The 12,000-nt window shown below is 62.2% G+C and carries 9 protein-coding genes and 1 pseudogene; all 10 read right to left on the bottom strand.

The genetic code is table 11. From position 1 onward, the window contains the following. Positions 1 to 5: 5 nt before the first annotated feature. Positions 6 to 650, bottom strand: a complete 645-nt coding sequence (locus PCO31010_RS06610; protein WP_150663586.1) for a cytochrome c oxidase subunit 3 — start codon at positions 648 to 650, stop codon at positions 6 to 8. Then, positions 647 to 2,509, bottom strand: a complete 1,863-nt coding sequence (locus PCO31010_RS06615; protein WP_150663587.1) for a cytochrome c oxidase subunit I — start codon at positions 2,507 to 2,509, stop codon at positions 647 to 649. Before PCO31010_RS06615 ends, PCO31010_RS06610 begins: the two co-directional genes overlap by 4 nt. A gap of 499 nt (positions 2,510 to 3,008) precedes the next feature. Continuing rightward, a pseudogene (locus PCO31010_RS06620) lies at positions 3,009 to 4,136 on the bottom strand (cytochrome c oxidase subunit II); the annotation flags it as partial. Positions 4,137 to 4,317: 181 nt separating this feature from the next. Further along, on the bottom strand, positions 4,318 to 5,625 hold the full coding sequence (locus PCO31010_RS06625; RefSeq protein ID WP_150663589.1) for a glycosyltransferase: 1,308 nt from the start codon (positions 5,623 to 5,625) through the stop codon (positions 4,318 to 4,320). Between the two features lie 35 nt (positions 5,626 to 5,660). Further along, positions 5,661 to 7,646 carry a polysaccharide biosynthesis protein gene (locus PCO31010_RS06630; RefSeq protein WP_150663590.1) on the bottom strand — a complete coding sequence of 662 codons (1,986 nt, stop codon included), beginning with the start codon at positions 7,644 to 7,646 and terminating at the stop codon, positions 5,661 to 5,663. A gap of 19 nt (positions 7,647 to 7,665) precedes the next feature. Next, on the bottom strand, positions 7,666 to 8,226 hold the full coding sequence (locus PCO31010_RS06635; RefSeq protein ID WP_150663591.1) for a sugar transferase: 561 nt from the start codon (positions 8,224 to 8,226) through the stop codon (positions 7,666 to 7,668). Positions 8,227 to 8,284: 58 nt separating this feature from the next. Next, a complete protein-coding gene (locus PCO31010_RS06640) occupies positions 8,285 to 9,238 on the bottom strand; it encodes an NAD-dependent epimerase/dehydratase family protein (protein WP_150663592.1) in 954 nt (317 codons plus the stop codon). Positions 9,239 to 9,276: 38 nt separating this feature from the next. Then, entirely contained in the window at positions 9,277 to 10,272 is a 996-nt protein-coding gene (locus PCO31010_RS06645; protein ID WP_150663593.1) for a WaaS/CpsH family glycosyltransferase, read from the bottom strand. After that, entirely contained in the window at positions 10,265 to 10,924 is a 660-nt protein-coding gene (locus tag PCO31010_RS06650; RefSeq protein WP_246184491.1) for a serine O-acetyltransferase, read from the bottom strand. The genes PCO31010_RS06645 and PCO31010_RS06650 overlap by 8 nt, the downstream gene beginning before the upstream one ends. Further along, positions 10,843 to 11,979 (bottom strand): NAD-dependent epimerase/dehydratase family protein, encoded by a 1,137-nt coding sequence (locus tag PCO31010_RS06655; RefSeq protein ID WP_150663594.1) that lies wholly within the window; start codon positions 11,977 to 11,979, stop codon positions 10,843 to 10,845. The genes PCO31010_RS06650 and PCO31010_RS06655 overlap by 82 nt, the downstream gene beginning before the upstream one ends. Between the last annotated feature and the right edge of the window lie 21 nt (positions 11,980 to 12,000).

The following is a 12,000-nucleotide window of genomic DNA, read 5'->3' on the forward strand; positions in this document are numbered from 1 at the left end:
TGGACTTACGGCGCAACGCCGGTGCCGCACAAACGCTGCGCGATCTCCGGCGTGAGATTGACGATGGCCGCGAACAGCACCACCCACAACACAAACAGGAAATGCCAGTACTGTGCGGTGAGCGAGAGACGTCTGGCCCGTGTGGTGTGCGTCACACGACGCGGAATCAGCAACGCCCACGCCACCACACCGCCGATCAGATGCAGCGCGTGCAGCCCTGTCAGCAAGTAGAAGAAGCTGTTGGCCGGGTTGCCCGACACGCCGTAGCGACGCAGCGCGAGATCGCGCCATACCCAGAGTTGTCCGGCAATGAACGCGAGTGCGAGCGCACCGGCGAGTGCCCAGTCGCGCCGCGAGCGTCGTAGTTCACCTCGCTTTGCCTGCGACGCTGCCGACTGCATCACGATGCACGCCGCCGCCAGCACGCCTGTGTTGACCCACAGCGCATTGACGGGCGGCAACGGACGCCAGTCGCCAAGGCTCATGCGCATGACGTACGCCACGAGCATCAGCGCAAACAACATGCCGATCACGCCCATGAGCCACCAAAGCGCCACCTGCGACGCCGCACGTCGACGCGGTTGCATCACGGGAACGCCGCCGGGAATGCCATCCGGTGGCATCGGCGGCCACGACGGAACGGGCCTCATGGTGTCGCTCCTTTCGGGGCATCGGGCGAAGGCGGTGCTTTGCCGCCACCGCCGTGCAGCGCCGCCGAGTCGCCATCCACCAGCGTGGCGGGACGTCGCGGATCGGGGGCGAGATTCTGCGGCACGAAATCGTCGATGTCGCCCGGCACGCTGTATTCATAGGGCCAGCGATATGTCGTCGGCAACACCGCGCCCCAGTTGCCGTGGCCGGGTGGCGCATGCGGTGTCTGCCATTCGAGCGACGCCGCGCGCCACGGATTCAGACCGGCCGGTTTGCCGTGTCGCACACTCCACGCGAGGTTGAACAGGAACAACAACTGCCCCAGCGCGACGAAGAACGCGGCGACCGAGATGTAGGTGTTCATCGTGTGCGCGGACTCGGGGATGAAGCTGTAGTTCTGGAACTCGTAGTAGCGTCGCGGCATGCCGAGAATGCCGAGGTAATGCATCGGGAAAAAGATCGCGTAAGTGCCGAGGAACGTGATCCAGAAGTGCCACTGACCGAGGCGGTCGTTCAGCCGTCTGCCGGTGACCAGCGGATACCAGTGGTAGATCCCGCCGAAGACCACCAGCAAGGGGGCGACGCCCATCACCATGTGAAAGTGCGCGACGACGAAATAGGTGTTCGACAGCGGCATGTCCACACTCACGTTGCCGAGGAACAGCCCGGTCAGTCCACCGATCACGAACGTGCTGATGAAGCCGATGGCGAACAGCATCGGCACGGTCAGATGGATGTCGCCACGCCAGAGCGTGAGTACCCAGTTGTAGACCTTGATCGCAGTCGGGATCGCGATGATGAGCGTGGTCGTCGCAAACAGAAATCCGAAGTACGGATTCATGCCACTGATGAACATGTGGTGCGCCCACACGACGAACGACAGCACGCCGATGGCGAGAATCGCCCAGACCATCATGCGGTAGCCGAAGATGTTCTTGCGCGCGTGAACGCTGATGAGATCGGACACGATGCCGAACGCAGGCAACGCGACGATGTAGACCTCGGGGTGGCCGAAGAACCAGAAGAGATGCTGAAACAGCAGCGGACTGCCGCCGCGATAATCGAGCGGCTGTCCCATCGACACCACCGCAGGCATGAAGAAGCTCGTGTGCAGCGTCTTGTCGAGCAGCATCATCACGCCGGAGACGAACAGCGCCGGGAAGGCGAGCAGCGCCAGCACCGTCGCCATCACGATGCCCCACACGGTGAGCGGCATGCGCAACAACGTCAAGCCTTCGGTGCGCGCCTGCAAGGCCGTGGTGACGTAGTTCAGGCCGCCCATCGTCGCCGCGACGATGAAGATCAGCAGAGAGACGAGCATGAGCACGATGCCCCACTCGGTGCCCGGTGTGCCGGGCAGGATGGCTTGCGGTGGATAGAGTGTCCAGCCTGCACCGGTCGGACCGCCGGGCACGAAGAAGCTCACCATCAACACGATCACGGCCAGCAGATACACCCAGTAACTGAGCATGTTCAGGAACGGGAAAACCATGTCGCGCGCGCCGACCATCAGCGGAATCAGGTAGTTGCCGAAACCGCCGAGGAAGAGCGCTGTGAGCAGATAGATCACCATGATCATGCCGTGCATGGTGACGTACTGATAGTAGTGACTGGCGTCGATGAACGAGAATTTGCCGGGGAAACCCAGTTGCAGACGCATGAGGTTAGACAGCACCAGCCCGACCAGTCCGACGGCAATGGCGGTGCAGGCGTACTGCACGGCGATCACCTTGTGGTCCTGGCTCCAGACGTACTTCGTCCAGAAACTCTGCGGGCCGTCGTGCCCACCATAACCACCATGGTCGCCGTGGGCACCGGCATGGGTGGAACCGTCGGCATTCTCGGCATTGCCAGTCATGACGTTGTCTCCCTTTGTTGCCGGTGCGGCCCGCGCGTGGCGCTTTGCGACGCGCGTCGGGCTATGGCGCCGGTCTGATCATCGGCACACTCGGTTGCGCCGGTCCCGACGATTGCGGACCGGTGGACTGCCGCGGCGGGATCGCCAGCGGCGGGGCGTATGTGTTCGGATCGTTCTGCAACGGCAACCCCGGCGTGCCCCCTTGGCGGCGCGCAGGCTGTGACGGCGGCTGTGTGCCCTGATTCGTCTGGTTGCCAGGTGCGGATGGCGTCAGCGGTGCGTATTGCACCGGCGGGCGCGGCGACTGAAGCGTGTTCTGCGCGAGCAGCATCACGGGCGTTTCGGTGCGGGGCGAAGACTGCGCGGGGACGACGGCAGCCGCCAGGGCAGCGGCGGTGAGCGCAATAGCGAGATGTCGGACAGGTTTGGGCATGGCGGACGAATGAGGTGTGTCGGATGAAGCAGACGGCGTGGTCGGCGTGGTCGGCGTGGACGGCGCTGGCGCCCCGGGCTGCGCCGCCGGTTGGGCGCTCAGCGTCCGGATGTAGGCGATGAGCGCCTTCAGATCGTCGTCGCTGAGTTCCAGTTTAGGCATGATCGGGGCGAAGCCCTTGGGCACGCGTGCCGTCGGGTTGCGGATGAATTCGGTGAGATAAGCGTCGTCGACGTGCGCTGAACTGCCATCCTGAAACGTCTCCGTCTTCCCGTAAAGCCCGTGCCAGGTCGGGCCGACGCCTGCCGAACCGTCCACCGAATGGCAACCGGCGCATCCTTTGGCTTGCGCTAGCAACTTACCCTTCGCGGCGAGCGGGTCCAGCGCGCCCGCCCCGGCGTGCTTCGTTTGCAGTGCAGCAAAGGTGGGGAGCTTGGCCACCCAGGCGTCGTAGGCGGGCTTGTCGTCCACGACCACCACACCACGCATGTTGGCGTGACCCACGCCGCATAGCTGGGCGCAGAGGATGTCGAAGCGTCCGGTGCGGGTCGGTGTGAGCCACATCTGCGTGACCATGCCCGGGACCATGTTCATCCGCGTGCGAAACGGGGGAACGTAGAAGTCGTGAAGCACGTCTTTGGCGCGCAGCAGCAATTTCACCGGCTGGCCGACGAGCAGGTGCAGCTCGGGCGCGTCGACGATGCGATTGTCCTGATTCGCCGGATCCTTGGGGTTCAGACCTAGCGGATTGTCGGCGGTGACGTAGCTGGGATCCGACGTGCCGAGCCGCCCGTCCGGCCCCGGCAGACGGAAGCGCCACTGCCATTGCTGGCCGACGACTTCGACGACATGGGCGTCCTTTGGCGCGTCGATCAGCTTCGCGTAGACGAATAGTCCCGGCGCGAGCATCGCGACGATGCCGACCGTCGTAATGCCGATCAGCCAGAATTCGAGACGTCGGTTATGAGGTTGATACGCCGCACGGTGCCCGTCGCGATGGCGGTAGCGAAAAATCGCCCATGCAACGAAAAGATTGATGACGACGAAGGCTACGCCGGTGATCACCAGCGTAAGGGTGAGGGTGTCGTCCATCTGGTGCCAGTTCGACGCCAGCGGGGTCTGCCACCACGGACTCCAGAAATGAAACGCGAGCGCCGCAGCGACAACGACGATCAGGAGGATGGGCAGGGCCATGACATGCCTCGACGGCTCGCCGCACGGTCGCGCGCGGCGCACCTTCTCTAGGCTAGACGCTGGCTTCCCGGAGTCAAGTCAATTCTGACCACCCGACGCGATTGTCGGGTCTGCGCCGCTGCGGCGCATCAATCCATGAAAGCGGCTTGCATAAGCGGACGCCCTGCGCCCGCTTACAGCCTTACGACGCGCGGCCCTGCGCCTTGCCGAGCAGCGTTCTGGCGAGATCGCGATATCCGTCGAGCAGCGGGCGCACGCGTTGCGGGTCGTCCATATGCGGCAACGTTTCGTTCGCCCCCTGTTCGACGACGCGCTCGAACGCCGTCGTCATTTCGTCTGCCGTGTGCAGGCAGAGGCTCCGTGCGCAATACGTTTCGAGCAGACGGTCCACGTCGGAATTCTGGTGCAGCGAAACCGGATAGATCGGCTTGCCCAGTGCCATGTATTCGAAGATCTTGGTCGAGACCACGCCCTTGTTACCCGGCGCGAAATACGCCAGGAACATCAGCACGTCGGCGTTCTGCTGAATTGCGCGCGCCGTGTGGTGATTCACGTGCGGCACGAAGATCACGTCGTTGCCGCCGCCCAGTGCTTCCCACGCCGCCTGCACCGGTGCGCACGCGCCGACGAAGATCACCTGAAGACGATCGGCCGCCGCCGGGTTGCGCTCGCGCAACTGGCGGATGCCGCGCGTGAGCGAATCCAGATCGTAGAATCCGATCGGTGTGCTGCCCGTATAGACGGCCTTGATGCGGTTCGGATCGATGTCAGGATTCAGCGCACGCCAGTCGATCTCGCGCGGTGCCGACGGCTCGAAATAGTGCGTTGCGACATTGAACAGCGTGCCGACCTTCACACCGTAATTCGATTCGAATTCTTCGGCCAGTCCGTAGGACACCGTGGTCACGGCATCTGCGCGACGGAGCACCGCCCCTTCGATGGCACGCTTGATGCCACGGTTGCCGCCCAGCGAATCGTGTAGCGCCCAGGCGTCGCGCATATCGACCGACAACGTCACCTTCTGCGGAAACCGGCGCTTGAGCAAGGCCCCCACGACGGCCATCGAGAACGGTGGCGACGACGCCATGATGACCACGTTCCCCTGCGTCTCCCGCAGCAACTGCGCGCAGCGTCGATACAGCGCAATGACGTTGGGCAGATAGAGATCGATGAAGAACGTGTGCTTGATAAAGCGAATGATGTTGATGACCGTGCCTTCGCGCACCGACGCCTTGGCCACCGACACGTTCATCACGGCCTCGCGAAACGCTTCGATTTGCTCCGGCGAATCGAACGTCTTCTCCAGTACGCGATTCGCTCCCTGCACATTGAACACGCGCACCGGACAGTTCAGACCGGTGAAGACCTTGCTCCAACGTTCTTGCCGGAAACTACCGGCGCGCTGCCCTTCGAATTCGGAAGTCAGGAACCAGGTCTCGATGGGCTGGCTGGCGCTCGCTTGCGAGGGCATCGCGATAGAAGAAGTCATGAATAGGGTCTGAATGAAAAAATCGATCCGCGCGCTTAGTTGCGCCGCGTAAGCCTGTCGGCGACCGGCGCAACATGCACCACGTTGCCGCCGGACACAGCGGGCGTCGGCGCAGGAAGGCCCGGGCCGGTGATTTCGCACAAGTGGTCGCGAATCTTCTCGCCGTAATTGAAGCCGGACACACAGCGTCGCAGATAGTCGATGATGGCGGCGTGATCGCCTCGCTCGCAAGCGCGGCGCAATCCGCTGAGCAGCCCGTTGAGTTCGCTCAACGGGAAGAAGTGTTCGTTGGCCATCATGATCTTCTGATGTGCCGTGCCGGTCGTGTCATCGCCGATCAGCAATTCCTCGTAGAGCTTTTCACCGGCGCGCAGTCCGGTGAACTGGATCTCGATATCGCCGTGGGGATTGGCTACGTCGCGCACCGAAAAACCGCTCAGGTGAATCATGCGTCGCGCCAGATCGACGATGGTGACCGGCTCGCCCATGTCGAGCACGAAGACCTCGCCGCCGCGTCCCATCGCGCCCGCCTGAATGACCAGCTGCGCCGCTTCCGGGATCGTCATGAAGTAACGCGTGATGTCCGGATGCGTGACCGTCACAGGCCCACCATCGCGAATCTGGCGGCGGAACAACGGCACGACCGAGCCGGAAGACCCCAGCACGTTGCCGAATCGCACCATGCAGAAGCGGGTGCGACCGGTCGCCGCGGCCGAATGCGCCTGCAGGATGAGTTCGGCGCAGCGCTTCGACGCGCCCATCACATTGGTCGGACGCACCGCCTTATCGGTCGAAATGAGAACGAACGATTCGACGTCCGCTGCCAGTGCCGCGTTGACGGCAGCGAGCGTACCGAAGGTGTTGTTCAGCACGCCTTCGGTCAGATTGAATTCAACGAGCGGCACATGCTTGTATGCCGCAGCGTGATAGACCGTCTCGATGCCATAGCGTCGCATGATGTCGGTGAGACGCGTCTCGTTGGCCACCGAGCCAAGCACCGGAATCACCTGTGTCGTCGAGCGGCGCAGCGATGCCAGTCCCTGAAGCTCCTGATCGACCGAATACAGCGCGAATTCCGATTGCTCGTAAAGTACAAGGATTCTGGGCTGATGCAGGATGATCTGACGGCACAATTCCGAGCCGATCGATCCCCCCGCGCCGGTGACCATCACGGCCTTGCCACGAATGTTGGCTTGCAACAACGTCTGATCCGGCGGCACGGCGTCCCGGCCGAGCAGTTCGTCGATGCTGACTTCCCGGATATCGGAGAGCTGGACTTCACCGCCGACCAGATCCTCCATGCCGGGCACCACGCGAACTTCGACCTGCAGCTTTTCCAGCTTGCGGATGATCTCGTGCCGACGGCTGCGGCTGGCAGACGGAATCGCGAGCAGCACCTGTTCGACGTTGTAACGGGCAATCAGATGCGGCAACGCGTCGCTCAAGTGGACTTTCACGCCCAGGATTTCCAGCCCTTCCATGCGCTGTGCGTCGTCGATGAAAGCGACCGTACGGTACTGCGCGCCGGCGCGCAGTGCCATCGCCAACTGGCGACCGGCGCTGCCCGCGCCGTAAATGGCGACTCGCTGCGCATTCATGGCGCGCGATCCTTCGGCCTGCCGCAGGATCGCGCGTGCGATAAAGCGGCTGACACAAATATAGAAAACCGAAATGAACCAGTAGATGGCCAATGCGCCGCGCGGAATCGGTGCCAGTTGCAGCAACGTCAGCACGCCGACGAACAAGCCGATCGACAGCGTGACCCCAACGGTCACCATCAGCAGCGCGCGCTCTTCGATATAGCGCACGACCGCCCGATACAACCCGATTCGGATAAAGATGGGAATCGCGGTGAGCGACGTCAGCAAATAGACCCACGGCGCATGAAGCTGTGGAAAATGCCACGCATCGAGACGAAGACCGATGGCAGTCCACAGGGAAAGCGGCAATAGGAAAGCATCGGCGGCCAGCATCACGGCGCCCTTCACCGAGCGAGGCATATCTGCGATGTATCGAATCATGACATTTCGTCCCGGCTGATCAGTGCGCTACACCTTCGCGAACCACGACTTTGAGGAAGGTCAGCACCAGAATTCGGAAGTCGAACACGAACGAACGGCGCTCCATGTACTCCACGTCGAACTGCACTTTGACGGGAATCGGCAAGTCGTCGCGACCATTGATCTGCGCCCAGCCGGTCAGGCCGGGACGCAGCACGTCCACGCCTCGCTCCGTGCGCAGTGCAATCAGGTCGTCCTGATTGAATAGCGCGGGGCGCGGTCCAACAAAGCTCATTTCCCCGGTCAGAATGCTCCAGAGCTGCGGCAGCTCGTCGAGACTCGTCTTGCGCAGGAAGCCACCCAGTGGCGTGATATGCGACTTCGAGTCCTTCAACAAGTGCGTAGCGACCGCCGGCGTATCGATGTACATCGTGCGGAACTTCGGCATCCGAAAAATCTTGTTCTTCCGACCCACGCGATCGGACCAGTACACAGCCGGCCCGCGCGACGTGACGCGCACAAGAATCGCTATGACCAGCATCGGCACCAGCAGGACAACGCCTGCCGACAACGCCAGAATAAAATCAAACGCACGCTTCATCGCTTCTTCCGAGGGGTAAGTCGACACGCCCGGGGGCGTCCCCGCTTACGTATCCTTGTTATTGTTTTGTCGAGTGCTGCCCGGCATACCACTCGCCGGTGCGGCGCAATCCCGCGCCCGACGTCACGGGCGCCTGCCAGCCCAGTTCGTTGCGCGCAAGAGACGCGTCGACGACCAGACTTCCGCACAATTTGCTGTACAACGCGCCCTTTCCTGCGAGCGTCGCCGCGCCCTGCAACAATGCTTGCGGCACCGGCAAAAGTCGCGCGGACCGACCCATTCCCGACGCCAGCTCGCGCAATACCTCCGGCAACGCCAGTGGTTTGTCGTCGGCGATCACAAACGTCTTGCCAGCCGCACGCTCATCCTCGATGCACACACGCAGGAAATCGCAGAGATTGTCGACGCCGACATAGCTGCGCAACGCGGACACCGACCCAAGGGGCAGCGGCAGACCGGTCGCGACCAGCTTCAGAAGTCTCAGGAAATTGCCGGGACATCCCGGGCCGTAGACGAGCGGCGGACGGACCACGACGACGCCCATGGACGTCTCCCCCTCCAACCGCTTCAGACCCTGCTCCGCCTCCCACTTCGAGACGGCGTAATCCTCGCTCGGCTGCGGTGCGTCGCGCTCCGTGAACGGTCCGCGGGCATTGCCGAGCGCCCCATTCACGCCGATCGAGCTGACGAAGACAAAACGCTTTACGCCGGCTTCGCTCGCCTGACGCGCAAGGTTCAGCGTGCCGTCCGTGTTCGTGCGACGGAATTCCGTGAGCGGATCCTGCGCGGCATCCTGTAAGACGTGCGCGCGTGCGGCAAGATGCACGACCGCGTCGCAACCGCTCAGTGCCGCGCGCCAATCCGTGTTGCCATCGATGTCGCCCATTGCGACGGTGCCGTCGCGACCATCGCGCGAACCGACGACGACATCGAATCGACCTGTCGCACGCAGCGCCCGTACGAGCACCTGTCCGACAAATCCCGTCCCTCCCGTGACCAAAACTCTAATCATTGTTCTCTCATCTCGACACGTTCCTCATGAAACAAGGATCAATCTTCCAGTGTTTCGTCCATCCATCCCGCGATACTGTACTTTCGGTAAATTTCAGGAGCGCTGGCACGATACGGAGTCGTGAGAAAATCCGCAGGAATTTCCGGCCGGTGCCGGTCGATGCAGCAAACGTTGCTGGCATCGTAGAAATCATAATCTCGGATGCGCTGATTCGTTGTAACGAGTTTTTTCTGCGCGCCGAGCGTTTCCAGCGTACGGATCGTCAATCCCGTCTGGCTGGGGTGCTCGATGTCGAGAATGCCTAGCGAACGACGGAAAACCGACTGAACATCGCTTTTGGCGACGGGTGCGAAGCGGAAATCCGACTTCGGCGCCTGACGCATCGTGGCGTTAGTCACCCGATACGCCCAGTAGACCCAAGGTGCCTGGAGATACAGGTAGAAGAAGCAATTTGTCTTCGCCGGCACCGCCTGCTTTACGCGTGAGGCCACGGCCCAGCGATCCGTATGCGCTGTGCCGATAAAACTCAGATCATACTCGTGTGAATCGGATTCAACCGGTGTTTGCTCAAACCCCGACGAGAAAAACAATGGTCGGAAGACCATGCCATAGGTTTGCGCGGACTTGCGGTCGAACGAGAGGGTGCGGTCGAACAACGGCAAATTGGGCAGCACAGCCGCCCGATTGTCCATCGAATCCCACATATAGAGCACGAATCGTGCGCCCGGATAAGCGGCGCGCAGGAATCGCAACATCTCCGGCGACAATGTCTGCCCGTTGACCACGAAGATGAGGTCGTAGTGCGTGCGCCCGAAGGTCTCGAGCGACTGCTTATAGAGACGGGTTGCCGCCCCGATGACCCAATCGCGCCGGAACCGCGTCACTGCGGTCATGAACGGCGTATCGAACGGGCGATCGGCGAGGACATCCACCTTGGCACCACGCCGTTCGAGTTCGGCGCGAATTTCCTGATCGTAGCCAAAGAACCGGGGAGCGATCAGTAGTGCTTGCTTGCCTTGCAGAGATTCAGACATTTTCAACGTCACGGGGAATGACAACCTTCGCCGGGACACCAACAGCAAGCGCGCCTTCGGGAACGGATTCCACCACCACGGCATTCGCGCCCACGCGCGCCCGGTGGCCAATACTGATACCGCCGAGCAACTTCGCTCCGGCGCCAACGATCACATCGTCGCCCAATACCGGGCGTGCGTCTTCCGAATACCCGATGTCGAGTTCCTTCGCACCGAGCGTCACGCCCTGGAAGATCGTGGCATTCTCACCGACCGATTTCGCACCGATGACCGTGCCCTGCGTATGCGGGAAAAACACGCCTTTCCCGATCGGGCAACGCGGTGAAATCTCGATGCCGAAGACCACGAAGTTAAGCAACGACACGATTTTCGCGAGCGGCCCCAAATGCCAGCTCTGTAACCGGAACGCGCAGCGGCACAGCAGCACCGGCGCGAAGCGCGGCGACAGCATGTGCAGCCAGAGGCCCGGGGACGCGTTGACGTGCGCACCGGTCATCAGGAACCGGTATCGCAGCAAATCCGCGCGCAAGTATTGCCTTAAGGAAAACGTTGTCGAAGGCATCGGGTTCGTCAACCCATCAACTTGCGTTCGACCAACTCCTTGTTGGCTTGCTCCAGCTTGTCTTCCGGCAACGGCTGCGTCTTCACCCATGCGGCGAATCGCGACAGTCCTTCGCTCAGCGACACCTGGGGCTTCACGCCAAGGCGTTCGTTCAGTCGCGAGACATCCGCAAAATTGTGACGAATGTCGCCAAGGCGGAACTGACCCGTGACCTTTACATCGGGCGTACCACCCAGTGCGACGGTCAGCTCGCGCGCGACCTCTTCCACGCTCGTGCCCACGCCGCTGCCGACGTTCAGCACGTCGTTGGCCGGCGTTTCCGAGCGGATGCCCGCCACCAGTGCTTCGACCACATCGGCCACGTGCACGAAATCGCGCGTTTCCTTGCCGTCTTCGAAGATCGGGAGCTGCAGGCCACGGCGAATGCGCGTGGAGAAAATCGACAGAATGCCGGTATACGGGTTCTTCAGCGACTGCCCTTCGCCGTACACGTTTTGCAGACGGAAAATGGCGTAACCCAGACCCATCGAATCGCACGCGATACGCACCAGATCTTCCTGGGCGAACTTCGTCGCTGCATAGATGGATGCCGGGCGAACGGCGTCGCTCTCGGTCGTCGCGACTGCCACGAGCGGCACACCGCAATGCGGGCACAACGGCTCCCACTGGTGCGCACGCAGTTGATCGGCCAGACGTGCGCCCGGATAGACGTGCTCCGCGCCGCAACCGTCGCAGCGGTAGGCCCCTTCGCCGTACACCGAGCGGCTCGACGTGAGCACCACGCGTTGCACGCGACGCTCGGGCATGCGGCCCAGCACGTCGAACAGCAAGGCGGTGCCCATCGAATTGACTTCGCAGTAGCGCGCCACTTCGTACATCGACTGGCCCGTGCCGGTCTCGGCGGCCAGGTGGACGATGTGGTCGACGTCGACGAGCGCACGGCTCCAGTCGGCGGCAGACGTCACCGAACCACGAATGAACTCGACATCGCCCGACATCAGCCAGTCGACGCCGGTCGGCACTTCGCCGTGCACCTGCGCGGTCAGCGGATCGAGAATGCGAACCTGATAACCCAGTTCCAGCAAACGCCGCGACAAATGAGTACCGATGAAGCCAGCGCCGCCAGTGATAAGAATTCGTTGCATTTTCAAAGTTGAAATCAGAAA

The organism is Pandoraea commovens, from assembly GCF_902459615.1.
In the GTDB taxonomy this organism is placed as follows: Bacteria; Pseudomonadota; Gammaproteobacteria; order Burkholderiales; family Burkholderiaceae; genus Pandoraea; species Pandoraea commovens.